The organism is Parafrankia sp. BMG5.11 (assembly GCF_004337455.1).
On the sequence record NZ_SJXI01000132.1, the window covers coordinates 1 to 24,167 of the forward strand.

Here is a 24,167-nt window from a genome sequence, read left to right on the forward strand (position 1 = left end):
CTTCACACGTTAATCTTCAGTATCCACGGGACACTGCGGTGTGGAAACAGTGCTTCCGACAGGTCGTCACGGCGATCCGAAGCACGTCGCCGAACGTGCGGATCGACTGGAACATGACCGGGCACCAGAACCGGATGCCGAACGGCGGCAGTGTCTGGGACGCCTACCCCGGAGACGACGTCGTCGACATCGTGAGTATCGACGCGTACGACTCGTACCCGGCGTCCACAACTCAGGAAACCTTCAACGACAACTGCAACAGCGACTCGGGAGCGTGCACCGTCGCCCGGTTTGCCCGGCAGCATGGCAAGAAGTTCGCGGTGCCCGAGTGGGGGATGGACCACAGGAACGGCGGCGGCGGGGACAACCCGTACTACGTCGAGAAGATGCATGAACTGTTCACGGCCAACCAGGATATCCTCTCCTACGAAGCGTACTACAGCGCTGGCGCCCAGGAAGCAGAGAACGTGCAGTCGGCTCTCGCGCTCGACCTCAATCCGAAAGCCGCGCTGCGCTACCACGAACTGTTCGGTGAGCCCGCGGTCGCGCCTTCCCCGACAACCGCAGGGTAACTTTTTGCCCTGCTCTCTCAGTCAGCCGCAGCCGTGAACCGGGAAATCAGAGACAATCCGCCGAAGGTTGATCTGTTCAAAACGCAGGATGCGATGGGATCCCGGCAGTTCCCCGGCGTTGAGATGCGATGTCGCAGGCGAACATACCGGCCCGGCGAGATGATCCTGGCGGCAAAACCCGGTTCACGAACCTCCGCACCGGCACAAATTTCTGCGCTACCAGTCTCCGGGCGACTGTCGACGCGATCGAAAACTCGGACAGCCCCCACATCGGCAAATCTTCGATCGCCCCTGCAGCCGAAGGTCAGGATGGCGACTTAACCGCCGAGTCATGTAGGACGGGCAGCCTTGTTCGCGGGTCCTGGGCCGGTCTTCACACTGCTGTCCGCACAGCCGCACAACGAGACCGCGGACAGTCACCGTACCGATGCGAGATCGCTGTGCAGGGTCGCGGCGGAGATCAGACGACGGTCACGCTGAGGTTTGTATAGCTACCCGTTACTGCTACCCATCGGAAGATCACCCGGGTAGCTGAAGAGATCGGTCAGGTGCGGAGTACCAGTTTCGCATCTAGTAGCACGAAGAGATGAACATGGGCAATTCTCCGGGTGTTTGGGGGGTCGGCACCGTAATCAGATTGCGACGACAGGCCGGTGCCGACTGGTAGAGGGGCTGCCCGATCGGACGCCTCCCAGCCAGGAGGGTCTGGACGGGTGGTAGGCGGGTGGAGCTTGATGGGGGAAGGGCGTGCGGCGTCACAGAGCAGGAACCGTGCAGCCAGCGGCCGAGAAAGATCGGGGCGCGGCAGGCCGTGTCGAGGACGACCGGAATGCGGCGGTCTCCGAGGTGAACGACGGGGAAGTGGCTGGGCCCGGCATAAGCGGCAAGAATGCGGCAGGCTTCGGCATCAGCGACGAGTCCGCGGCCAGCCCCGGCACGAGCGGCGGGGATGCGGCAGATCCCAGCACCGGCGACGGGGCTTCGGCCGACGCTGCCAATAGTGGTTCACGGCGATGGAGGCGGCGGTCCGCGGTGGGAGCCGCCGTCGCGGGAGCGGTGATCTTTGGCGCGGTTGGGTTGACGACGCTCATCGGAGGCTCGGATGGTCCCGGGAAAGCGGCGGTGGCGCCAGCACCCGAAGCCCCGCCTGTCCCGCCGGCTCCAGGGAAGCCGGCGCTGAGCGCGAAAGGGCCGGTTCCGCCCGGGGTGCGGTGGCCGTCTGGGGCGAACGCGAACCCGCCGCTGGACATCCGCGCCTGGGAGGCCTGGACCAGCCGTCCAGCGGACGTCGCGGTCGTCTTCACGACACGGAACAACTGGGAGAACATCGCCTTCAACGACTGGCCGATGTCGGACTTCCGGCCGGAGTCCTACTCCGGGCTGCTCTCGGTCGCCCAGCCGCTCTTTCCGAAGACGGGCAACGAGAACGCCTGTGCCCGCGGCGACTACGACGCCTACTGGGCCGGCTTCGGCCAGACCCTGGCCCGCAACGGCCGGCCGGACGCGATCGTGCGCCTGGGCTGGGAGTTCAACGGAGACTGGTTCTGGTGGTATCCACGGGACACCGGGACGTGGAAGGCCTGTTTCGCTCGGGCCGTGACGCAGATCCGGTCCACCGCGCCCGCCGTGCGGATCGACTTCAACGTGAGCGCGCACCGCGACCGGATGCCCAACGGCGATGATGTGTGGGCGGCCTATCCCGGGGACGAGTACGTGGACATCGTCAGCAGTGACGCCTACGACTCCTATCCCCCATCGCGGACCCGGGAGGACTTCGACCAGCAGTGCGCTATGCAGTCGGGGGCCTGCACGGTCGCCTGGTTCGCGCGGACTCACGGAAAGCAGTTCGCGGTGCCGGAATGGGGTCTCGTCCGGGCGGACGACCACGGCGGCGGTGACAATCCGCTTTACGTGGAGAAGATGTACGACCTGTTCGGGCGGAACCAGGACATCCTCGCCTACGAGGCGTATTTCAGCACCGCGGACCCGCGAAATGTGCGGTCCTCGCTGATCAACCCGCCGCTGAACCCGGTCGCCGCCCAGAAGTACCTGGAACTCTTCGGCGCCCGGCCGGCTGCCGCCGCGAACCGCTGAGTTCCCGGAAGGAGCGCGTGCGCGCTGTGCTGGGCGCACGGGAGAACGCCGCATTGGAGAACGCAGTCGGAGTGGGTTCCAGCACGCAGTCGTAGCGCCGGAACTCCACCGACCGCTTTTTGATCTCCGTGGCTTCCGCTGCCGGTCCGCTGAACCGAGCAGCTGGCCATGTGCGCCGCCACGCTCTCTCTGTTCTCGTGACGCGCAAACTGGCGGCAGGTCGCCCGCGCGACGCACTGCGCGCGGCCATGATCTTCACCGGGCTGGGGGCCATGCCGCGGGACCGTTGGCATGGGTGAGAGTGGTCCGGCCGGACGGGCGGCGGTTGACAGATCCGCGGTCACAGCTTGCGCGCGGGTCGTATCACGACCTCCGAGATCTCAGTTCCGGCGGGTAGCGCCACAGCGGCCACAACCAGGTTCGCGATGTCTCGAGGATGTACGAGCAGATCAGGGTTCCACGGTCGTCCCTCGTCGCGGAATATCTGTTCCTGCATCGGCGTCGCCGTTCGGCCAGGGAAGATGCTGCATACTCGCACTCCCGTGTCGGCAATTTCGGCGCGCAGCGCGTCGGCGACCGCGCGGAGTGCGTGCTTGGTGGCCGCGTACTGACCGACGCCGGCCGCCGCGGACAGGCCTTGGGTCGAGTTGATGAAGACGACGTCACCGTGCGCCGCGATGAGATCGGGAAGGAGTGTCTGGGTCAGTGCGTAGGGGGCGCGCACGTTGACCGCGAACTGCTCGTCGAGGTGAGCGACGGGGGCGTGGGCGAGAGGATCGCGTCGGTGGACCCCGGCTGAATGCACAAGAATGGACACGAGGCCTACCTGACGCCGTGCGGCGGCCGATAGTCGATCACGATCGGCTTGATCGGTAAGGTCTGCGCGGTGCGGGTGGATGACACCGCCTGTGCACTCGGCCTCGATGGCCAGAGATCTCAGGGCAGGCTCGTCACGTCCGGTCGCGACGACCACAGCGCCTGCCGCCGCGAGCCGCAGGGCTGTTTCGCGGCCGATCCCGTGGGATGCGCCCGTGATGATCGCCCCGCGGCCACGCAGACCGAGCATGGCGCGGTTCGCACGTGCGGTTTCGATGGGTGATCCTGCGGCGGACGTCATGAGGTCGGCGCCTTTTCCCGCTGGCCAGCGACAGTGGCCCGCACGGACGGCTTCGCCGATCCCGCCGGTGACGACTGTGGCGACAGCTACGCGTATGTGACGGTTGAGGTGGTCGATTGCGCCCCGTTCACTGGTTCGCGGTCCGAGGCCCGCCTCATGGAGTCGGGGCGAGCCGGATGAAGCCCGGGGGCGGTTTCGCCTGGTCGAGGGCCAGGCGCCAGGTGGTGGAGGGTGCCTCGTCGTCGCCGGTCCGTTCGAAGCCGAGCCGCGGGTAGAGGTCCGCGACCAGCCCGTTCTTCGGGGAGGGATGGTAGGTGCCTCGTAGCGTGCGGGCGCCACGTTGCCGAGCGGCCTCGACCAACAGACCCAGCATCTCGTTCTCGAGGCTCCGGCCGATGACCCGGCAGCTCAGGAGCCAGGTGTCGATGTCAACCACCGGTCCGCTGACGCGCGCGGCGAGAACCCCGACCAGGCCGTGGTCACCGAAGCGGTCCGTGAGCCGGACGCAGATGGTGAGGATGTCGGGATCGGCGGCGAGTGTCCGAACTTCCGGCTCGCCACGACGGCGGCCAGTGACGTTGAACTGGTTGGTTTTGTTGATCAGTTGTGTGACGCGGGGAATGGTGAGTTCGTCGAGTGGCACGACCGTCGCGGTCATGTCGAGGTCGCGCAGGAAAGCGTCCAGGTCACCGGCGTCTCCGCGGAGTTCGGCGGCCCGAGCGAGGGCTTGGTACTGGGCGGTTCGGCTCCGGTCGACGGCGGTGATCGCAGCGGTCTCGAAGTAGGGATAGGAAGCGAGCGCCCGGACGTAGCCGTGAGGGTCCTCGGGGAGCTCCACGACGTCCACCTCGGGGAGCATCCGGCGGACGATGGCCCGCTCGGCGGGGTTGTCATCGACGAAGACGAGCGCGTCGAGGCCGAGGTGCAGGGTTTCGGCGATGTCCCGGATCTGGGTCGGCTTGTCGTCCCATCCGGCTGACAGGACGGCGATGTCCTCGGTGCGCAGTCGCATGTCCGGGTGGCGGGCGAACGCTTCCAGGACGTCGGCGCGGTTGTTCTTGGAACAGACCGCAAGGACAACTCCGCGCTCTTGCAACTCGAGAACATACTCCTGGAAGGCGGTGAAGGCCTCCCCGACCGGTCCGGCGCCGAGCGCGATGCCGGTGAGGCCGTCCTCACCGAGGACCCCGCCCCACAGCGTGTTGTCCAGGTCGAGGACCAGGCACTTGCGGCCGCGGCCGAGTAGCCCTGCGATCACCGCACCGGTGTGGCGGGCGAGTAGCGGGACGCACCCCAGCGACACCGCCTGCTTGGCCCGGTGCCAGTAGCGGGCGTCGAACCAGGACTCGGCGCCGACCAAGGCGGCAAGACGTTCGCAGTCGACGACGGCCACGGTACTGCCGGCCGCCCGGCCGAGGGCCGCGTTGAACCGGCGCAGCATCGCCAGACGGGAGGTGGGGAGCCGGGCGGCCACGTGTCCGAGGGCCACATCGGCCGGAATCGCGACGGTGTGCTGGACCACCCGTGCCTCGCAGCGTGTCGCCAGCGCATCCCACAGGCCGCGGAAGCGTTCCACCTCCGCGTCCACGGCGGCGTCGGCGGCGGCTGGGTCCGCTGGGCGGGCGGGCAGTGACACGGTGCCGTGGTGAACAGCCAGTACCACGATGTCGGGATGGAACCGGTACAGGCCGCTGCCGGGATCGAGGATCTCGCGCTGGTACTGGTCGTAGCCGGCCTCGTAGACCTCGACGGCGACCCCCGCCCGCGCCGCCGCCACGGGGAGCAACGCAGCGAACTGCGTCGTCGTGTAGCTGCCCAGCACAGCGACGCGGGCCGAACGAGGCAGGTCGGCGGCCGGGAGACAACGTCGGGCCACGCCCGCCGCGGCCAGCCAGGTGGCGAGGGTGGCGTCGGCGTCGATGGCCCGGAAGGCCAGGCGCAGCGCGCCGGTGGCGTCCCCGGTATCCGCCAGTGCGCTGGCGCGATCCAGAGCATCGCGGACATCGTCGTCACGCATGAGGGCCACTGGTGCCGTCATGATTCCTGCTCCTCGTCACGGCGATCGGTGCGTGTCTGGCCATCGCGATCGGAACGCGGCTCGGGCGTGGCGACCGGCGGGCGTGGCCGCATGATGCGGGCGGGCTGCGCGAACGCGGTCGACTCGCGGGGAAGGTCCACCGTGACGAGTGCGCCCGGTCCGATCGTCGCTCGGTCGCCGATGGTGATCGGGCCCAGCAGGCATGCGCCGGATCCGATCTCCACGCCGCGTCCGACGTGGGGGACCGCCGTACGGGGCGACGCCGATCCGGCGAGGCCGATCGTGACGTTGTGGCGGAGGATGCAGTCGTCACCGACCACGCTGAACGGCGGGATCTGAACAGCCTGATGATGTCCGATGAGCACGCGGCGGCCGATCACGGCCTGCGGGGACACCTCGGCGCCGTAGAGGTTACGGATGACCAGGTTGTTCACGGCCTTGCACAGCAGACCGACAACGCGGGCGGCCGGGCCACCGTTAGCCATCGACCAGCGGGCCAGCCGGTAGACCAGCAGGACATGGAAACCCGGGTGGGTCAGCGAGCCGTAGTGGCGGTCGCGATCCTCCCGGAGGAGCGTCGTCAGACCGGCAGAGCTCGCGGCGCCACCAGTTCGGTCCTCCACTACCGAATCCGCCGACGGGTCCACGCCAAGTGACGACGCGCCCGGTTCGGGGTTCTGCCAAGCGGTCGGCATCCCGGGAAAGGTATGCGCCGTCATGCGACCTGTGTCCGTGATTCCAGGAACCGCCGCAGCTCACCTACGTCCGCGAAGCTCATCAGCTGATCATCCGTGAACTGTACACCGAACTCGTTCTCGATGGAGAACATGAGGTTGATGTGGGCGAGCGAGTCCCAGCCGGGGACATCACCCGCCGTTGTGGAGTCGTGGATGACCAGGTGGTCGTTCGCGAAAACCGAACGGAATATTTTAAGTAGACGCAATTCAACAGTCATGCGTACCTCGTCCATGTCGACATACCCCTGGCTTCTACTTGGTTGTCGATCCTTGTGCTGCAGCTGGCCGGCGAACCGTCGCGCTCCCTCACACGCCGACACACTCGACCCTAACGTAAGAGTAGACTTGCCCTCATGAAGCGATCCCACCGGGTGGGGTGCGTTCTCCTCGACCAGCTGCCCCCGCCGGAAGGGACGTGGCGTCCGAGCAGGTGGCGGACCAGCCCTGGCTAGGTACTGGTCGAGCGGCGATGCCTCCCCGCACGAAGGCGCGGACAGCGACACCATCGACCTGTCTGCTGCCCGCCAGGCCGTCCTCGACTACCCGTCGTCCCTCCACGGATCCGGTACCCCCCTCACACCAGCCGCGCCTGGTCGCATGGTCCCGGGGCAGACAGGCCCCGCTGTTCTTGCCACCGCGCCGCGGCCGCGCAGCAGGGGGGCGACCAAGGCCATGTGGACCGTCCTCGACCAGGTCGCGTCCAGCGGAACGAACGCCGCGATCAACTTCGTCATCGCGCGACGGGTCAGCGCCACTGAGTTCGGCGCGTTCGCCATCGCTTACACGATCTTCGCCCTGGTCATGGGACTGTCGCGAGCCGCCTCGACCACCCCTCTCGGCATCCACTATGCGACCGCCTCACCACCCACCTTCCGGGTAGCGGCCCGCGCCGCGAGCGGCACAGCGCTCACCCTCGGCGTCCTCAGCGGCGCGGTGCTCCTCGCCGCCGGCACGGCAAGCACCGGCGCCCTAGGCTCGAATCTCGTGGCGATGGGCATCGTGATGCCCGCGCTGCTCGTCCAGGACTCCTGGCGCTACACGTTCTTTGCCGAGGGCCGCCCAGCCGCCGCACTCGCGAACGACCTCGTGTGGGCGACGACGATGGTGGCTGCCTTCGCGGCGCTACCCGCCCGTTTCAGCTCTGACGCGGCCTGCCTGGTTCTGGCCTGGGGTGCAGCCGCGGTAGTAGCCGCCCTCCTGGGCATCGCCCAGACACGGGCATGGCCTGATCCAAGACGCGCTATCCGCTGGTTCACAGCTCACCGAGAGACAACCGGGTTCATGACCGCCGAGTACGTCACCGTGCAGGGTGCGCAGCAGACCTCCACCCTGATCATCGGCATGTTCGGATCGTCATCGCTGGTGGGCGCGCTGCGAGGTATTCAGACACTGCTCGCGCCGACCACGAACCTGGCGGTCGCGCTGACCAGCTTCGCCATCCCGGAGTTCGCTCGCCGCCCGGACATGCCCCTCCGGACCAGAAGCCGTCTCGCCTACGCACTGTCCGCGGTGGTGGTGGCGTCCAGCACGATCTGGGCGTTGGTCTTCCTGGTCCTCCCAGACGGGTTCGGCCGGGCGCTGCTCGGCGACACCTGGCTCCAGACCCGGGGCCTGCTCGGGCTCGCGATCGTCCAACAGGCAGGGCCAGCGCTCGCGGTCGGTCCCGCCGCCGTCCTCTACGCACTCGGCCGGACCCGGCTCACCTTTCGGATCAATCTACGGTTCGCGCCGCTCCTGCTCGCCTGTCCGCTCATCGGGCTCCACCTCGGCGGGGCAAAGGGAGTCATCGTCGGCTACATCATCGCGTTCTGGTCGACCATCCCAACCTGGATAATCCAACTACGGCGCCAGACCCGCCCCTGAGGGGAAACCTGTAGAAGATAGGCCATCAGTACCAGGGCGGACACCCGGTAGCAGCCAAAACCAACAGGCCGGTGAACAGCAGCCGATCGCGAACGCCAGAATGACCCCCGGCGTCCTCGCAGGATTCCTCTGCCCCGAATACACCGATCACCGAATAGCAAAACCCCTCGAAAGGACAGTGCGCACGATGACCCGTTGACCTCAATACCGCCAAGCCAATAAGCGATTCGGAAATTCATTTACGCAGATCAGCATGTTGTCCGATCCGAAGGTGGGTGTTTCGACGGCGAATGTCCCGAGGCCAGGAGCACCGGACAGTCACCCGAAAGGATCGGTCTCATCATGCAGAACAAACAAGGAATTCGGAGCCAACACCGCCGCAGTGAGGACAAGCCGCGCGTTGAGGCTGTTGCGTCGAGGTCGAGCGCGGCGGTGGAGGCGCGAGGACGCCACCGGCATCGGTAGTTGCCAGGGACACCAGGGGACCCGGGCAACCGCCGACGCGGCCTCGGGCACCAGCCGTGCGCCGAACGGGACACAGGTGGTCAGGTTCGTCGGACGTCGACCTAGCATGCCGTCCCGTTGTTTCCAGGACGGAACCTTCCTCTCCGCTGGCCAACCACCGCGATATGCGGTTCGGACCCACTCAGAGTCTCCTGAGTGACGTATCGTGGCCATCGCAAAATCGACACCAAAGTAGGAGATGATCTGGCCTGTGAGTCAAGGAAGCCACACCACAAGACAGTCGACAGCTGTTCTCCTGCAGATTGGTGAAGTCGCCGAACGCGTTCAGCTGTCGCTGCGCACCGTTCGCTACTACGAAGAGGCTGGGCTGCTAACACCTGCGGGTCGCACCGACGGCGGATTTCGACTCTACGACGATAACGCGACCGACCGGCTACTTCTGATCAAAAAGATGAAACCACTCGGTTTCACCCTGGACGAGATCCGGGAACTACTCACTCTCCGTGATGACGCTCGTTGTCCCGGCCTAACTGAATCCAAACAGGAGGAGCTCCGGAAGGCAATGCGGACATGGTCCGCGCGGGCCGAGGAGAAGGTCGCGGCTCTGCGCGGGCAGATTCGTGTCGCCGAGAGCTTCGTCCACTGGCTACACGAACAGGTAGATGACCCGCAGACCCGATGAAGCCAACCATTTTGGCTCGGGTCTCTCGCATGATCCGAGACGGTTGCCGTTACGATTCGTTGGAAGCCCGCTCTGAACGCGCTGGCCATCGTGTCCAGGATCGCCTGGACTCGACCACCAACTGAGCCGTGATCGAACGCCATGGTCTCTGCACCGAGCGTCGGGTACTCCCCATTGCGGCAGGCATGATTGGAGTGGGCGAGGGCGGTTGGCCCTCACGTGGCGCCAGGCAGCACGGTGCGCGTATGAACGCTGGTGGACACGGGAGTACACGGTTGGGGTCGTCGCAAAACGGCCGGGGTGTTGGTCGTTCGGCTTCCCGGGCCCAGTTACGGAGCGACTGGCCCGAGAGTCCGTATTCCTTGGCCAGTTCCTGATGTATCCGACCAGCCCGCACGAGATCCACCATCTGTCGGCGGAACTCCTTGGTACACGGCGGTTCTGATCGCGCACCTGCACTCCTCCCCGGGATCCTTATCCCAAAGAGCCCAGGCATGAACAAACACCAGCCAGATTCAACCGTCATCGACCTGCTCGCGGCGAAGTTCCCGACGGTCGCGACAATGCTCACCGCGAAAGCCGATCTCTGCGCGTTCGCGGACTTCCCCGACCCGCACTGGCACAAGATCTTGTCGAACAACCCCTCGAACGGGTGAACCGGGAACTCAAACAGCGAACGGACGTCGTCGGGATATTCCCGAACCGGGAAGCGCTCCTGCGTCTCGCCGGTGCCGTTCTCATCGAGACCCACGACGTATCGCAGGTCTCCGAACGCCGCTACCCCGCCGAGGAAGCCATGCACAAAATCGACAAGAAGACCATCGGCGCCGCATCTGGAGAGAGAACGCCGGTCGTTCTCGACACGGCCGAGCTCACCGCCGCATAGTACCGAAGAACACAGGGCGGCGTGCGAGCGAACCTACATCACTCCACGGGGCTCTGTCGCCGAACATCTCGGTAGAAATATCCGCCAGCCTGGGTTCAGTCGAAGTGGCGACCTGCGCAAAATACGGCTACCCTGACACTGGATTAACATCCAGCCTTCTTTTCTCGTAGCATGGAGGAGCGATGAGGAAATTTATTCTGCGGGCAATCTACGGCTGCTGCGAAACCGCAGCCTCTCTTTCCTTGATGGTGTTGTACTACAGATCTGAACCGAGCCTACGGGCGCGCTGCGCCGATTTTAGGGAGCAGCACCCACGAAAAGCGGCTCATGACGTCGACGAGAAGTCGGAGAATCAGTATGGGGTGGTTGAGTGAGTTGACAAAATGCTACTCCAGGATTGAAGGAGTCAGGAGGGTGGTCGATCATTTGAATAAACGGACTACTTCAGGGTGGTCCGACTTCGCAGACGGTTTCCGGACCCGCGAGCAGCGCATCGTCAGCTACCGGGCGAACCATCAGCTCGTGGGGAACTAAATGAGGAGATAACCAGGACTCGCTCGAGACCACGGATTCAAGCTCTCTAACTGCTCGCGGGTTCAGGCTTCACGGAGGCCGGTCTCGGTGATAGTCCGACGGATGCCTTCCGACAAAGAGGTGGGACGCCAGCCGAGTTCCCTCTGCGCTTTGGATGAGTCGGGCGTGGCGTTCCAGAGCAAGTACTGAAGCTGGCAACGGGCGATCGGTGGTGGTCGACGGGTGATCTTAGCGACCGCCTCACCCGCCACAGCCATCGCAGTCATCACTGGTGTTGGAATGGTGATGACCGGTGCACGGCCACGACCAGCGACCTTGGCCACGGTCCGCGCGAGGTGCATCACCGTCGCATGCTCGTCACAGAGGATGTAACGCTCGCCCGACCGTCCGCGTTCGGCGGCGAGCAGGTGCCCCTGGGCCAGGCCCTCGGTGAAGACCACCCCAAACCCGCCCGAGGGGACGGCTGGTAGCAGTCCGTGCAGTACAGGACGGAACATCTGTGTCTCCATCGAGGCGTTACCGGTCGGGCCAAGGCCGTAAACTGTCGCTGAATTGGCGAAAACTACCTCCATGGCACCGGCCGTCGCGAGCACGGCCCGTTCGGCCTGCTGCTTCGACCGCTCATATGCCGTACTTTTCGCTCTGACGGCGAGATTCGTCTCGTCGAAATGGCCGCCTGGCGGCGCGTCGAATACATCGATCGTGCTGGTGTGGACCATGCGGATCACCCCGGTGGCCGCCGCGGCTCGAGTGAGATTCACCGATCCCCGCACATTGACCCGTTCGAACAACGACGGGTCCGCCAACCACTGCTCCGGTACCCCCATAGCATTGTAGACGATCTCGCAGCCGTCGCACGCGTCCGCCAGCGAAGACGGATTTGTGACATCTCCAGGTACGAGCTCGACTCCCGGAGGCAGGTCCATACCCGCCCTGTCGAGATCTCGGACGAGCGCCCGCACCTCATGACCAGCGGCCAGGGCAGCCCTGACTACGGCACCGCCGACCTTACCCGTACCTCCAGTAACAAGTACTCGCACCCGGAAAACTCTATAGCGAGATCAGTCGACTGCGCTCGCCGAAACGGCGACCCGATTTTTCCGACGCGGCCACGGCATCCGAGTCGTCTCTCCGGGGAGATATGCGCCGACGATCTGACTTCCTGTTGGTACCGGGTATGGGTGACAACCCGACACGGGAAATTTACTCAGAACTCCGGGTCGGTACGATAACGACGAGGCTCCGGCGGGAGAAGTCCGACCTGTTCGCCATCAGAACTTTCGTTTCCGGCGAGTTCTTGGCAGGCCCTGACGGTCAGAATGCACAATTCCCGGGAATCCGTCAGCCGGATTGGATGGCCTCCAGAGCAGCGGCTACCGTGGCTGCCGAACAGTCCCGACCGGGATTGGTTCGCGAGAAGCACGCGAGGCGCTGCAGGGCAGCCTCGCGCCTTGGCCCTGTTACGGCTCCCCCATGCGGATTCGCTCACTGAAAATGCCCCACAGTTTGCTTCGCCGGCGTTTGACCGTCATCCTGGACAAGCTCCGGAACATGCCACCCAACGACCGTGCCCGAAATGCATAGATAATGGCGGTCGCGCGGTGGAGATTCTCGATGGCGTTACCGATCAATACTTGGCCTGAGTCGACGGCCATGCTCGACGCAGCACCTTCCATATCCGTGCGGCGCCCAGGGCCGGCGGAAGCACGCCCAACTGAGCAGCGACAGTCCGACCCGCATGTTCCTGGACCAATGATCCTCGCCGCCCACTCAGAATCATAGGAGGAAAAGTGGACATCCATACTCTCAGCGATATCGAGGAGATCAAGCAGCTCAAGGCTCGCTATCTGAGACTGGTGGACGAGAAGAACTGGGACGAGTGGGCCGACGTCTTCACCGAGGATCTCTGTGCGTGGCTCGGCGATGTCCCGGATCAACAGCTCAACAGCCGCGACGAATTCATCACCTTCATCCGGCGGGCGATCGGCGCGGCGGTCACAATCCATCACGGCCACATGCCGGAGATCGAGATCAGCGGACCTGACACAGCTCGTGGAATATGGGCGATGTACGACTATGTGAAGTTCACCGGACCCAGCGGGGTTCTAGAACTGGATGGTTACGGACACTATCGTGAAGAGTATCGGAAGGGTACTGACGGCCGGTGGAGAATCTGCTCGCTGCGTCTCACTCGGATTCTGGGAATGGTTGAGCAACTGGAAATGATGTCGAAAAGGCCTACCATCCCGGCTAGCCGGGATGCGTCGAGCGAGGACCAGCTCGTCCAGCTCTGACGCCCCAGAATCGCGCCGCCGGACCGAGCGCTGTGACTCCCCGGTCCGGCGGCGTCACCTCGCCCCATCTCTCGCATGTCGCCCTCGCCTTTCGCGCCGACCCACGTCTGTGTCAACCAGGAGCCCCGGCCCCCGCCCTCGGTGCCGCCAGCCACGCCAGCCCCTCCCGTGCATGCGGAGGGGCTGGCTGAGGGTTCGGTCCCAGTGTCCGCGTACTTCGGACGGCCGCAACTCTACCCTTACGTTAGGGTTGAGTAGGGCGTGCGCGGCCAGTGATCTCGTAGGCATGAGAATCGCAGGCTGCACGTCGCCAGGTGCCTGACCGGAACCACATGGATCGAGAGGACAGCGACGCGTGACGGATCCCAGCCCGACTGGAACACCGAACCTCCTCCGGCTTCCCCTCCAACGACAACGACGGCCGGGCCGATCCGGCACCCGGACCCTGGACCACGCGTTCGACCCTCGACACAACAACCTCAACGCGCTGCGACTCACGCTCGCGGCGATGGTGGTGATCTCACACTCCTGGGGGTTCGTCCACGACGAGGACGACCCGCTACGCAACCTGACCGGCGGGCCGGAAGCAGGCACGATCGCCGTCGACGGCTTCTTCCTGCTCAGCGGTTTCTTGATCACCCGGAGCCAGCTCCGGGCGCGTTCGACCGCGCGCTACCTGTGGCACCGTTTCCTACGGATCCTGCCCGGGTTCTGGATCTGCCTGGCGGTGACCGCCGTCGCGATCGGCCCGTTGCTGTGGCGGCTCGAACGAGAGACCTTCTCCGGCTACCCCTGGGCGGGGCCCGATTCAGCGCTGACCTACGTCGTCGCCAACGCCCTGCTCCGGATGAACCAGTTCAACATCGGTGACCTCCGCGCCGGAGGTGCCCTCGATGGCTCCCTGCATACCCTCTTCTTCGAGGCGCTGTGCTACGTGATGATCGGTGTCCTCGGGGCGGTAGGAATCCTCCGCCGGCGCCGGTCAGTCGTCCTCGGACTCGGTTCCGCCTGCTGGATCCTGGCCGCCGCAGACGTCGTCTCCGGCACCGACCGGCTCGCCGACACCTACACCTTCCGCTTTACCTCGATCTTCCTCGTCGGCGCGATCATGTCCCTCTACGCCGACCGCATCCCCCTCACCCGACCACTGTTCGCCGCAAGCTGCGCCCTGCTCACGATCGCGCTGATGGCCCCATCCACCTATCTGCTCCTCGGTCCCGCGCCCATGGCCTATCTCCTTCTGCGGGCGGGCACCGGCCGCCGCCTCGAGCGGGTCGGAATACGCCGTGATCTCTCCTATGGCATCTACATCTATTCCTGGCCCCTCCAGCTCGTCCTACTCGAAGCAGGTGTCGGCGACGACAACGTCGCCGTCCACATCGTCGCTTCGATCGCCCTCTCCGCTGCTGCCGCCGCCGTGAGCTGGCACCTTGTCGAAGCACCAGCCCTCGCCCTGAAATCGGCGCCGGCGCCATCCTGGCTGCGACCGTGGCGGGCTAGCGCACAGCCTGCCGCGGAAAGCGGACAGCGCTGACAAACGGATCCGCGAAGCAGCGCTCTTCGACGACGTGACCAGTCGATATCCACCCCGGTATAGGGGCACGACGCCGCGCCGGCGCCACCACAGCGGATCCTGACGTCCGACCACGGCACAGGGCCATACGGCGCTGCCAACAGGCAGGATCCCGCGGAGACCGAAGAGGACCGGTCGCATCCCCGGCCGCGCAGGTGTGATGCCGTGACCGCCGGGCTGGCCCCCCGTCTCGCCTGGATTTGCCGAGGCTCGATCGAGCCCGCGATACTGCCGTAACCCTTACGCGGGGGAAGGGTAGCCCTGATGGTGGCTCATTACCCTGGTTTGCCATCCGACGGTTGATCGACAGATCCGAATCGTCAGGACCAACCTGCGTTTTCCCTCCGCACCCGGCAGATTCGAGCAATCCGACCGACAGGGAGAACAGCGTTCGTATGGACGGAAAAATGCTTCCCCTCAGTGCTGTGGACCATGCATTGCTCGACTATCAGGCGACCTATCCAGGAATGCCGCTCAACGTGTGCACCCTGCTTCTCGCCGAAGGCCCGTCACTGAGTCTGGAAGAGCTGCGGGATTTCGTCGCCGAGCGGATCAAGGTCCTCCCGGACCTCCTGCGGCAGCGCATCGTGCGTCTGCCAGGCCGGCACGCGCGGTGGGGCTGGACGGTCGACCCCGACCTCACCATCGACGATCTCGTCCGGGAACGGCTGCTGCCGCCGGGCGGCGGGCGCGCGGGGCTGCGGGCCGCCCTGGGCGAACTCGTCGGATCGCCGGTGCCGGTATCCGCGCCACCCTGGCAGCTGTGGCTGCTAAACGGACAGGACGACGGCTTTGCCCTGCTGTACCGCGCCAGCCACGTACACCAGGATGGCGCGGCGAAGAACCTGATGATCACGACACTGTTCGGCGCCGATTCGGCACCGTCGTACGGTACGGAACCAGCGCGATGGCACCCGCAGGGCCGCCCCGGCCCACGGGCGCTGGGCGCCGCGATCCACCGAACCGGACAATGGCTGGCGCCGACACCCGCACCGGCGGCGCTCACTGGACCCACGGGTGGAATGACCCACTCGTGGGTGTCGACTCCCCTGCAGCGGCTCCAGGCGATCGGGCTGGCGGGTGGCGCGACGGTCAACGACGTGTTCCTGGCCGCCCTCGCCGGCGCCCTGCGCACATGGCTGGCGGACGACGACGGGCCGAGCGCGGATGTGGGCGCCACGATGGCGGTCAGCACCAGGCGGCCGGCCGAACACCGACTGCTCGGCAACTACGTGGCGGGTGCCCGCGTTCTCCTCCCCTGCTCGGTAGAAGCCCCGGTCGAGCGGCTGGCCGCCGTCCGGGCCCATACAGTGCAACTGAAACGAGGCGGCCATCTCGGGATAGGCGAACGGCTTCTCTTCGACGCGCTGCCCGCACGGCTGCGCCGGCACGTGCTCGCCAGAGGGCTCGGCACCCGCTCGGCGGCGCTGTCCCTGTCGAACGTGTTCACACCGTCGGGCCCCCTCTCGGTGGCCGGCCGCCCCCTGCATCATGCTGTGCCAATACCGTCACTGTTCGCGGGGCAGCGCCTCGCGTTCCATCTCGGTGGTGTCGATGGTGTCGCCAGCGTCGGTGCGGCGATCAGCGGCGCCCTGCATGGGCTGGCGGATCCCGCCCAGCGGTGGCTGGCCGAGCTGCGTGTCCTCGAGGTCGCGCTGGGGCTGTCCGCCGACGGATCGAGCCGGCCGGTTATCCCCGCTCGCCGATCGGGTGGGGATAACCCGGCCTCACGAGACCGGTCAGCGGTGGGCGGCAAACTGTCCAGCGGTGCGCCCGTGCAGGTCGGAGCTGGCCTCGTTCAGACCGATCATCTCGACGTCGACACCGCGACCGCGGTACTTCGCCGCGACCGCGTCGAGGGCGGCGACGGCAGAGGTGTCCCAGATGTGCGCGTCGGTGAGGTCGATGACGACCTTGGGAATGAGATCGGCGTAGTCGAAGGAGTGAACGAGTTCGTTGGTCGAGGCGAAGAACAAGTCCCCGGTCAGCGCATACACACGGATGCCGCCGTCGGGGTCGAGGACGTCGGTCACCTGAACGATCTGAGCGACCCGGCGAGCGAAGAACACCGCTCCCAGCAACGCTCCGGCCAGCACCCCGAGTGCGAGGTTGTCCGTCGCGACCACCACGACGACGGTGACCACCATGACCAGGGTCTCGCTGCGCGGAACGGCCCGTAGCGCCCGCAGGCTGATGCTCGCCCAGTCAAAGGTGCTGATCGAAACCATGATCATGACGGCGACGAGCGCTGCCATCGGGATGACGGAGACAATGTCACCGAGTACGGTGACGAGGATCAGCAGGAACAGTCCCGCGACGAAGGTCGACAGGCGCGTCCGTCCACCGGACTTCACGTTGATGATCGACTGCCCGATCATGGCGCAGCCCGCCATGCCGCCGAGGAAGCCAGTGCCGATGTTCGCCAGTCCCTGGCCGCGGCACTCGGCGTCCTTGTCCGAGCGGGTGTCGGTCATGTCATCCACGATCTGCGCGGTCAGCAGAGACTCCAGCAGGCCCACCGCGGCAAGAGTGAACGCGTACGGAGCGACGATACGGAGAGTCGCCCACGAGAACGGAACGCTGGGCAGTCCCAGAACCGGCAGCGCGTCGGGGAGATCGCCCATGTCGCCGACGGTCGGTACCTCGATGTGACCGACGGTCGCCACCACGGCGATACCGATGATGGCCACCAGCGGCGCCGGCACGACTCGGATGAGCCGAGGGAAGAGATAGATCACCACAAGTCCAGCCGCGATCATCGGGTAGACAACCCATGTCTCGCCGACGATATGGGGGAGCTGGGCGAGGAAGATGAGGATCGCGAGCGCGTTGACGAACCCCACCATGACCGGACGCGGCACGAACCGCATCAGCCGCCCCGCCCCGACCAGCCCGAGAACGATCTGCACCACGCCGGTCACCACCGTCGTCGCGAAGAGGTACTCGACCCCGTGTTCCCGGACAAGGGGCACCATGACCAGCGCCATCGACGCGGTTGCCGCCGAGATCATCGCCGGACGGCCACCTGTGATCGCGATGATGACTGCCATCGAGAACGAGGCGTAGAGACCCACCTTCGGATCCACCCCCGCGATGACCGAGAACGAGATCGCCTCGGGGATCAGCGCCAGCGCGACCACCAGACCAGCCAGCAGATCCGCGGTGGGATTCGCCAGCCACGCCGCCTTGAAACGCCCCCACACCGCGGCCCGACCAACATCAGAAGACAACAAAACTACTCCTCGCATACGAGTGGACACTCGGCGATACGCGAAGCCAAGCCGCGGCAGGGTCGTCGACCATACGGAACGGAGTCACTTCAGGCTGCGGGCGTGGCGACGTCCACAAACCAACTCTAACGTAACGGTAGAGTTGACCGACCTGTCGGATGGGCCACTCCCGTCATATGGGCGTGGAAGCAGGTCAGCGGGTCCGCAGCGCGTCGCTCGCGGAACAGATGGATCGCAGAGTCACCGCGTGGCGGTCCTGATCGACGACTCGCGCCAACGCCCACGCTGGCTGGGATGTCGACCATGACAGCCGTGTTAACCCACCCGAGCCGGAGCACGCCGCCTCCACAACGTGACGGCGTCACAGTTCTGACAGCGCTCGCCGGGCCGCCGAGATCGAGGCGACCGTCCAGACATCACCTCCGGGACCTACGCCCAGCCGGGCCCGCTCGGCGGCGACGCCCGCGGCGCACTCGGTCTGCGCGCCCGCGCAGCGGTCGCCGACGGCCACATCGAGGTCGTCCACGGCTTCCGCACCCACACCATCGAAGAGCACGACAGCCTGGTGACGCTCGTCTCCGACAACGGCCGCCGCATCGAGGACCTGCACGAGGTCGTCGCCCTGACCGGACCGCGCCCCGACCACAGCTGGACCGCCGAACTGCGGCTGGACCTCGACGAGCGGCTTGAAGCCCCCGTCCGGCTCGCCCCCTCACCGACCCCAACGTCCACTCCTGCGGCACCGTCTACCCACACGGCGCCGCCGAACTCGCCCACCCCGACCCCGACCTTTACCTCGTCGGAATGAAAAGCTACGGCCGCGCCCCCACCTTCCTCGCCCTCACCGGCTACGAGCAGGTCCGTTCGATCGCCGCCGCCCTCGCCGGTGACGCGCAGGCAGCCGCCCGCGTCGAACTCACCCTCCCCGACACCGGAGTCTGCGGCGGATCCGGCCTGTTTGACCAGCCTGACGCCACCGAAACGGAAGGCGGCTGCTGCGCCACGCCGCGCCGGTAGCGGTGCAGATCGGTGCTCCGACCACCGCCAGCAGCTGCTGATGGGCCCTCCGTCCAGCGAAAGGCGGGAAGTGTGTGCCCGGTCACCGAACCGGGCCTGCGGCAGGCCCTACCGCCGGCACGGCGGAAACGTTGGCGGCTGGCACGTCCAGATCCGGTGTCCCGCTCCGACCAAAGGGGCAAGCGCCCGACCGGGCGCCGGACGAAAGGACCGAAAGATGAAATACATGATCATGATGTTTGCGGGTCTGGGCGCTGCGACCGAGACGCGGACTCCGGAGTGGATCGCGGGCATGCACGAGCTGTTGATGAAGCTCGACGGCGAGTTGCGGGAGGCTGGTGAGCTGGTGGCCAGCGAAAGGCTGTTGGACCCGAGCCTGGCCACGACGGTCCGCTTCCGTGACGGTGCGCCGCTGCCGACCGACGGACCGTTCGCCGAGGTGAAGGAGTCGCTGGCGGGCTACTGGCTTGTCGAGGTGAGCGAGGAGCGAGCGGTGGAGATCGCGTCCCAGGTCGTCGTGTACACCGAGTACCCGATGGAGGTCCGGCGGGTTATGGACATGTCGCCAGAGTTGTGAGGAATCCGGTCGGACTGGGGTGGTCGTCGGCGCGGTGAGTGCGGGCCGGCGGATCGAGGACCTGCTGCGCGAGCTCGCGCAGCAGGTCCTCGGCACGCTGGTGCGCCGGCACGGCCAGTTCGACGCGTGCGAGGACGCTGTGCAGGAGGCGCTGCTCGCGGCGGCGGTGCGGTGGCCGGCCGAGGGAGTGCCCGACCGGCCCCGTGCCTGGTTGCTGACCGTGGCGGGCCGGTCGCTGGTCGACGGGTGGCGGGGTGAGAGCGCCCGTCGCCGCCGCGAGGCGCGCGTGGCGGCGCTGGACCCGGCGGGGCGTCAGCCCGCCGACGCTGAAGCCGCTGAGCATGACGACACGCTGGTGTTGCTGTTCCTGTGCTGTCATCCCGCGCTGTCGCCGCCGTCGCAGCTCGCGCTCACGTTGCGGGCGGTCGGCGGCCTGACGACCGCGCAGGTCGCTTCGGCGTTCCTGGTCCCCGAGGCGGCGATGGCCAAGCGTGTCACGCGGGCCAAGCAGCGGATCAGGAGCGCTGGGGCCCGGTTCGAGCTGCCGCCGCAGCCGGCCTGGTCTGAGCGGCTCGGCGTGGTGCTGCACGTGCTGTACTTGGTGTTCAACGAGGGGTACACCGCCAGCTCGGGACCGGAGCTGAACCGGGCTGACCTGACCGCCGAGGCCGTTCGGCTGACGCGTCTGCTGCACCGGCTGCTGCCCGGGGAGGGCGAGGTCGCCGGGCTGCTCGCGCTGATGCTGCTCACCGACGCGCGGCGGGCGGCCAGGACCGACGCGGATGGCTCGATCGTGCCGCTCGCGGAGCAGCGCCGGGAGCTGTGGGACGCCGCCGCGATCGCCGAAGGCCAGGCGTTGCTCACCCGGACCCTGGGTAGGGGCCCGGTCGGGCCCTATCAGCTCCAGGCCGCGGTCGCAGCGGTCCACGACGAGGCCCTGACCGCTGAGGAGACCGACTGGCCGCAGATCCTCGCGCTCTACGACGTGCTCACCCAGGTGGCACCCGGACCGCTGGTCACCCTCAGTCGGGCGGTCGCGCTGGCCATGGTGCACGGCCCGTGGGCCGGGCTCGCGCTGCTCGGCACTCTCGACGGCGACCAGCGGACGGCGAACACCCACCGCGTGGACGCGGTACGGGCGCACCTGCTCGAGCGCGCCGGCGACCGGGCTGCGGCGCGGGAGTACTACCTGCGGGCGGCGAGGAAGACCGCGAGCCTGCCCGAGCAGCGCTACCTCGCGCTGCGGGCCGCCCGCCTCGGCCAGCCGAGCTCACCCGCCGACGCCGCGGACTGACCGGACAGGCGCTGCGCGGGGCCGCCGCAGGCGGCGCGACCGCACCGCCCGGCGGTCGCGCCGAACCTCACCGTGCCGGTTGCGGGATGACGCTTGCGCACCCGCTCTGATTGCGATACTTGTTAAATAACAATCATGTGAAGGAGATGGGTGTGACGACGACCGCCGCTGTAGACCTGTACCGCCAGGCCGGCATCCACGCCGCGAAGATCATGACGGGAGTGCGGTCGGAACACCTGACCGGGCCGACGCCGTGCGCAAAGTGGACCGTGCAGGACGTGGTCGACCACCTCGTCGGCGGCACCGGCTACCTACTGGCCGCTGCCACCGGCGGCCAGCCTGGCGAGCCGCCCGTCCGGGCCGGCACGGACCGGTTCGCCACGGGTGTCGCCACGGTGCTCGACGCGGTGGCGCAGCCGGGCGTGACGGAGCGCCGCTGCATGTCGCCGCTGGGGTTCGAGTGGAGCGTCGGCGAGGCGCTGGCCGGCACGTTCATGGACGTCCTGGTCCACAGCTGGGACCTCGCTACCGCCACCGGGCAGGACACCCACCTCGACCCCGACCTGGTCCGAGCCTGCTGGGATATGTTCATCCCCGAGATGCCCGAACGCGGCCGGCGGGCCGGTCTGATCGGCCCGCAGGTCGCGGTGCCGAGCGAGGCCCCGTTGCAGGACCGGCTGCTCGGCGCGATGGGCCGCCAGCCGTGACCGCAACCAGCCCGGCTGACCCGGCGACCGAGGCGGGCCACGTCGACGCCGCGCTACGCGCCCTGGCTCACGCCCGCCGCCGGGAGATGCTCCGGCTCGTGCTCGGCGGCGAACGCACGGCCACCGAACTCGCAGAGGCCGCCGGGACATCCGGACCCGACGCCAGCCGCCACCTCAAGGTCCTACGCGAAGCCGGCCTGCTCACAGTCCGAGCCGAGAAAACCACCCGCCTCTACCAACTCGACCACGCCCGTTTGCGCGAGGTCCGCGCCATCCTCGACGAGTTCTGGGACGACCGCCTCGCCGCGCTGAAAGCCACCGCCGAGACCATGGCCGCCGAGCGGACCCCGCAGCGGGACACGGCGTGAAACTCGTCGTCAAGGAGATCACGATCGACGCGCCCGTCGCCCTCGTCTACGAGCTGCTCACCGACCCGGCGCTGCTGGTCCGCTGGCTCGCCGACGAAGCCGAGATCGACCCCCGGCCCGGCGGGGTCGTGCGCTGGCGGCACGCCAACGGCGACGTGTGCACCGGACAGGTCATCGAAGCCGTCCCACCCCGGCGGCTGGTGTTCACCTACGGCTGGGAACGCGCCGAGGTCCACGTCCCGCCCCGGTCGACGACCGTCGAGATAGACCTCGCCGCCACCCCCGGCGGGACCCGGCTGCGCCTGGTCCACCACGGCCTCGCAGGTCCCATGGCCGACGCCCACAGCGGCGGCTGGACCCACTACCTCGCTCGGCTCGCCACCACCGCCATCGGCAGCGACCCCGGACCCGACCCATACATCGACCAGCGCGTACCCACCCCAGCCGAACTGGCCGGACGGTGAATCCAATCCGGCCCCCAGACACGACACCAGGTCGCGACGACTACCAGCGCCTCACCGAACCGCTCCTGGCACGCCCCGGGGTCAGCAGGTCGACGATGATGAGCCTGCCCTGCCTACGGACCGACGGAGCCTTCTTCGCCTCCTACGACACCCGGACCGGCCGGCTGCTCGTCAAACTGCCCGCCAGCAAGGTCCAGGAACTCTTCGCCGACGGCACCGCCGAACCCTTCGCCCCCGCCGGGCGGACCTTCCGAGAATGGGCGGCCGTGCCAGCCGGAATGCTCGACGACTGGACCAGCCTGCTCGCCGAAGCATTCGACTTCGTCTCCGGGCCACCGGCCGCACCGTCCTCGCCACGACCACGCTATTGTCCCGAGTCGTTAATTCGTTCGCAGTAGGCGGCGAGGGTCTCGAGGATCTGATCGGCGGTCTTGGTCCAGACGAATGGCCTGGGATCCTTGTTCCAATTGTTGATCCACTTGCGGATGTCGGCCTCGAGTTCGACGACACTGCGGTGGGTGGAACGGCGGAGTTTACGATTGGTCAGTTCACCGAACCAGCGTTCGACGAGGTTCATCCACGACGACGAGGTGGGGGTGAAGTGCAGGTGGAATCTCGGGTGGCGTAGCAGCCAGTTCTTCACCGCCGGGGTCTTGTGGGTGGCATAGTTGTCGAGGATCAGGTGCAGGTCGTATTCCTTGGGTACCGAGGCGTCTATCAGCTTCAGGAATCGGAGGAACTCCTGATGGCGGTGCCGCCGGTAAGACTGGGCGATCACAGCCCCTGACCTGGGATCCAACGCCGCGAACAGGCTGGTCGTGCCGTTACGCACATAGTCGTGGGTCATCCGCGCCGGCGTCCCCGGCATCAACGGCAACACCGGCGCCGTGCGATCCAAAGCCTGAATCTGACTTTTCTCGTCGACACAGAGAACGATTGCCTTCTCGGGCGGGTCGAGATATACCCCGACCACATCGCGGACCTTCTCCACAAACTGCGGATCCGTCGAAAGTTTCCACGTCTCGACCAGATGCGGTTTCAGGCCGAACGCACGCCACATTCGCGACACCGTCGACTGTGACAACCCCGACGCCCTCGCCATCGACCGGGTCGACCAGTGGGTGTCTCCGTTGGACGGCGCCCCTTCCAACGTACGAGTGATCACCTCATCGACCTGGTCGTCGGAAACCGTCCGAGGCCGGCCCGGCCGCGACTCATCAACCAACCCCTCCAACCGATCGGCCGCGAACCGCCTACGCCACTTCGCCACCGTCGGCAGCGACACCCCGACAGCCGCCGCGACCTGCCCATTCGTCCCGCCCGCCGCGCAGGTCAACACAATCCTCGACCGCTGAGCCAACGCCTGCGACGTCTTCGGTCGACGCACCCAACCCTCGAGCACCCTTCGCTCGTCGTCGGAAAGCTCGATCAGTACCGCGCGCGGCCCAGGCATGCACCCAGCATATGATCTGAAAAACAACTACTGACGATTAATGTGTGGTGTTAATGGGTCTGGTGATGGCTGGTGGTGGGCGGGTACATCTTTTGCTATGAGGTATGCGACGGGTGGCGGGTTGACGCCCGCCGGGCAGGTGGAACGGGAGCGGGTTCGGTTGGCCGCGGCTGACCGGTTCGCAGCGGGAGCGACACCGACG

General features: G+C 66.8%; 21 protein-coding genes and 3 pseudogenes. 15 read left to right on the top strand and 9 right to left on the bottom strand.

Features of this window, described 5'->3' with window-relative positions; genetic code table 11:
* Both E0504_RS46570 and E0504_RS46575 read left to right on the top strand, forming a co-directional pair.
* The coding region (locus tag E0504_RS46570; protein WP_165938848.1) for a cellulase family glycosylhydrolase at positions 1–572 on the top strand (572 nt) is incomplete at its 5' end.
* 1,206 nt (positions 573–1,778) lie between these two features.
* The gene (locus E0504_RS46575; protein WP_243657949.1) at positions 1,779–2,666 is read left to right on the top strand and encodes a glycoside hydrolase family 26 protein; all 888 of its coding nucleotides are present in this window, start codon (positions 1,779–1,781) and stop codon (positions 2,664–2,666) included.
* Positions 2,667–3,006: 340 nt separating this feature from the next.
* Here E0504_RS46575 and E0504_RS46580 read toward each other — a convergent pair whose 3' ends face one another.
* The 4 genes from E0504_RS46580 to E0504_RS46595 all read right to left on the bottom strand — a co-directional run bounded on the left by E0504_RS46580 (position 3,007) and on the right by E0504_RS46595 (position 6,791).
* Positions 3,007–3,783: an SDR family NAD(P)-dependent oxidoreductase gene (locus tag E0504_RS46580; RefSeq protein ID WP_207974711.1), complete on the bottom strand. Its 777-nt coding sequence runs from the start codon at positions 3,781–3,783 to the stop codon at positions 3,007–3,009.
* 154 nt (positions 3,784–3,937) lie between these two features.
* Positions 3,938–5,821 carry an HAD family hydrolase gene (locus E0504_RS46585; RefSeq protein ID WP_131627686.1) on the bottom strand — a complete coding sequence of 628 codons (1,884 nt, stop codon included), beginning with the start codon at positions 5,819–5,821 and terminating at the stop codon, positions 3,938–3,940.
* The gene (locus tag E0504_RS46590; RefSeq protein WP_243657950.1) at positions 5,818–6,444 is read right to left on the bottom strand and encodes a serine O-acetyltransferase; all 627 of its coding nucleotides are present in this window, start codon (positions 6,442–6,444) and stop codon (positions 5,818–5,820) included. Before E0504_RS46590 ends, E0504_RS46585 begins: the two co-directional genes overlap by 4 nt.
* 92 nt (positions 6,445–6,536) lie before the next feature.
* On the bottom strand, positions 6,537–6,791 hold the full coding sequence (locus tag E0504_RS46595; RefSeq protein ID WP_243657951.1) for an acyl carrier protein: 255 nt from the start codon (positions 6,789–6,791) through the stop codon (positions 6,537–6,539).
* Positions 6,792–7,230: 439 nt separating this feature from the next.
* Between E0504_RS46595 and E0504_RS46600 the strand changes: the two genes are divergently transcribed.
* Together E0504_RS46600 and E0504_RS46605 are read left to right on the top strand one after the other, a co-directional pair.
* Complete coding sequence (locus E0504_RS46600; protein ID WP_131627690.1) at positions 7,231–8,421, top strand: hypothetical protein; 1,191 nt, start codon at positions 7,231–7,233, stop codon at positions 8,419–8,421.
* A 715-nt stretch (positions 8,422–9,136) separates the two neighbouring features.
* The gene (locus E0504_RS46605; protein ID WP_243657952.1) at positions 9,137–9,568 is read left to right on the top strand and encodes a MerR family transcriptional regulator; all 432 of its coding nucleotides are present in this window, start codon (positions 9,137–9,139) and stop codon (positions 9,566–9,568) included.
* Positions 9,569–9,617: 49 nt separating this feature from the next.
* Here the strand turns inward: E0504_RS46605 and E0504_RS54770 are convergent, their stop codons facing one another.
* Entirely contained in the window at positions 9,618–10,094 is a 477-nt protein-coding gene (locus E0504_RS54770) for a transposase (protein WP_131627694.1), read from the bottom strand.
* 22 nt (positions 10,095–10,116) lie between these two features.
* On the opposite strand from E0504_RS54770, the pseudogene E0504_RS54775 reads away from it, so the two are divergent.
* Positions 10,117–10,454, top strand: a pseudogene (locus E0504_RS54775) (transposase); the annotation flags it as partial.
* Between the two features lie 596 nt (positions 10,455–11,050).
* On the opposite strand, the gene E0504_RS46625 reads toward E0504_RS54775, so the two are convergent.
* On the bottom strand, positions 11,051–12,028 hold the full coding sequence (locus E0504_RS46625; protein ID WP_131627698.1) for an NAD-dependent epimerase/dehydratase family protein: 978 nt from the start codon (positions 12,026–12,028) through the stop codon (positions 11,051–11,053).
* A 750-nt stretch (positions 12,029–12,778) separates the two neighbouring features.
* On the opposite strand from E0504_RS46625, the gene E0504_RS46630 reads away from it, so the two are divergent.
* From E0504_RS46630 to E0504_RS46640, 3 genes and pseudogenes are all read left to right on the top strand, one after another.
* A complete protein-coding gene (locus E0504_RS46630) occupies positions 12,779–13,282 on the top strand; it encodes a nuclear transport factor 2 family protein (RefSeq protein ID WP_131627700.1) in 504 nt (167 codons plus the stop codon).
* A 355-nt stretch (positions 13,283–13,637) separates the two neighbouring features.
* Positions 13,638–14,816, top strand: a complete 1,179-nt coding sequence (locus E0504_RS46635) for an acyltransferase (RefSeq protein ID WP_243657953.1) — start codon at positions 13,638–13,640, stop codon at positions 14,814–14,816.
* A 446-nt stretch (positions 14,817–15,262) separates the two neighbouring features.
* Positions 15,263–16,375, top strand: a pseudogene (locus tag E0504_RS46640) (wax ester/triacylglycerol synthase domain-containing protein); the annotation flags it as partial.
* Between the two features lie 219 nt (positions 16,376–16,594).
* On the opposite strand, the gene E0504_RS46645 reads toward E0504_RS46640, so the two are convergent.
* Together E0504_RS46645 and E0504_RS46650 are read right to left on the bottom strand one after the other, a co-directional pair.
* Positions 16,595–18,103 carry a SulP family inorganic anion transporter gene (locus E0504_RS46645; RefSeq protein ID WP_131627702.1) on the bottom strand — a complete coding sequence of 503 codons (1,509 nt, stop codon included), beginning with the start codon at positions 18,101–18,103 and terminating at the stop codon, positions 16,595–16,597.
* 343 nt (positions 18,104–18,446) lie between these two features.
* On the bottom strand, positions 18,447–18,611 hold the full coding sequence (locus E0504_RS46650) for a hypothetical protein (RefSeq protein WP_207974712.1): 165 nt from the start codon (positions 18,609–18,611) through the stop codon (positions 18,447–18,449).
* On the opposite strand from E0504_RS46650, the pseudogene E0504_RS54780 reads away from it, so the two are divergent.
* The 7 genes and pseudogenes from E0504_RS54780 to E0504_RS46685 form a co-directional block, all read left to right on the top strand.
* A pseudogene (locus E0504_RS54780) lies at positions 18,546–19,143 on the top strand (flavoprotein); the annotation flags it as partial. The gene E0504_RS46650 and the pseudogene E0504_RS54780 overlap by 66 nt on opposite strands.
* 176 nt (positions 19,144–19,319) lie before the next feature.
* Entirely contained in the window at positions 19,320–19,679 is a 360-nt protein-coding gene (locus tag E0504_RS46660) for a YciI family protein (RefSeq protein ID WP_131627706.1), read from the top strand.
* Positions 19,680–19,713: 34 nt separating this feature from the next.
* Positions 19,714–20,973, top strand: a complete 1,260-nt coding sequence (locus tag E0504_RS46665) for an RNA polymerase sigma factor (RefSeq protein ID WP_131627708.1) — start codon at positions 19,714–19,716, stop codon at positions 20,971–20,973.
* A 152-nt stretch (positions 20,974–21,125) separates the two neighbouring features.
* A complete protein-coding gene (locus tag E0504_RS46670) occupies positions 21,126–21,680 on the top strand; it encodes a TIGR03086 family metal-binding protein (RefSeq protein WP_131627710.1) in 555 nt (184 codons plus the stop codon).
* Positions 21,677–22,048, top strand: coding sequence for a helix-turn-helix transcriptional regulator (locus E0504_RS46675; protein WP_131627712.1), 372 nt, complete (start codon positions 21,677–21,679; stop codon positions 22,046–22,048). Before E0504_RS46670 ends, E0504_RS46675 begins: the two co-directional genes overlap by 4 nt.
* Complete coding sequence (locus tag E0504_RS46680) at positions 22,045–22,512, top strand: SRPBCC domain-containing protein (protein ID WP_131627714.1); 468 nt, start codon at positions 22,045–22,047, stop codon at positions 22,510–22,512. Before E0504_RS46675 ends, E0504_RS46680 begins: the two co-directional genes overlap by 4 nt.
* Positions 22,513–22,607: 95 nt before the next feature.
* On the top strand, positions 22,608–22,910 hold the full coding sequence (locus tag E0504_RS46685) for a hypothetical protein (protein ID WP_131627716.1): 303 nt from the start codon (positions 22,608–22,610) through the stop codon (positions 22,908–22,910).
* Here E0504_RS46685 and E0504_RS46690 read toward each other — a convergent pair.
* Complete coding sequence (locus E0504_RS46690) at positions 22,877–23,965, bottom strand: IS630 family transposase (RefSeq protein WP_131627718.1); 1,089 nt, start codon at positions 23,963–23,965, stop codon at positions 22,877–22,879. The two genes, E0504_RS46685 and E0504_RS46690, sit on opposite strands and share 34 nt — an antisense overlap.
* Between the last annotated feature and the right edge of the window lie 202 nt (positions 23,966–24,167).

Coding starts and splice junctions, on each gene's coding strand:
- E0504_RS46580 (WP_207974711.1), bottom strand. CDS start 3,783: ATGACGTCCGCCGCAGGATCACCCATCGAAACCGCACGTGCGAACCGC.
- E0504_RS46585 (WP_131627686.1), bottom strand. CDS start 5,821: ATGACGGCACCAGTGGCCCTCATGCGTGACGACGATGTCCGCGATGCT.
- E0504_RS46595 (WP_243657951.1), bottom strand. CDS start 6,791: ATGGACGAGGTACGCATGACTGTTGAATTGCGTCTACTTAAAATATTC.
- E0504_RS46600 (WP_131627690.1), top strand. CDS start 7,231: ATGTGGACCGTCCTCGACCAGGTCGCGTCCAGCGGAACGAACGCCGCG.
- E0504_RS54770 (WP_131627694.1), bottom strand. CDS start 10,094: ATGACGGTTGAATCTGGCTGGTGTTTGTTCATGCCTGGGCTCTTTGGG.
- E0504_RS46645 (WP_131627702.1), bottom strand. CDS start 18,103: ATGCGAGGAGTAGTTTTGTTGTCTTCTGATGTTGGTCGGGCCGCGGTG.
- E0504_RS46660 (WP_131627706.1), top strand. CDS start 19,320: ATGAAATACATGATCATGATGTTTGCGGGTCTGGGCGCTGCGACCGAG.
- E0504_RS46685 (WP_131627716.1), top strand. CDS start 22,608: ATGATGAGCCTGCCCTGCCTACGGACCGACGGAGCCTTCTTCGCCTCC.
- E0504_RS46690 (WP_131627718.1), bottom strand. CDS start 23,965: ATGCCTGGGCCGCGCGCGGTACTGATCGAGCTTTCCGACGACGAGCGA.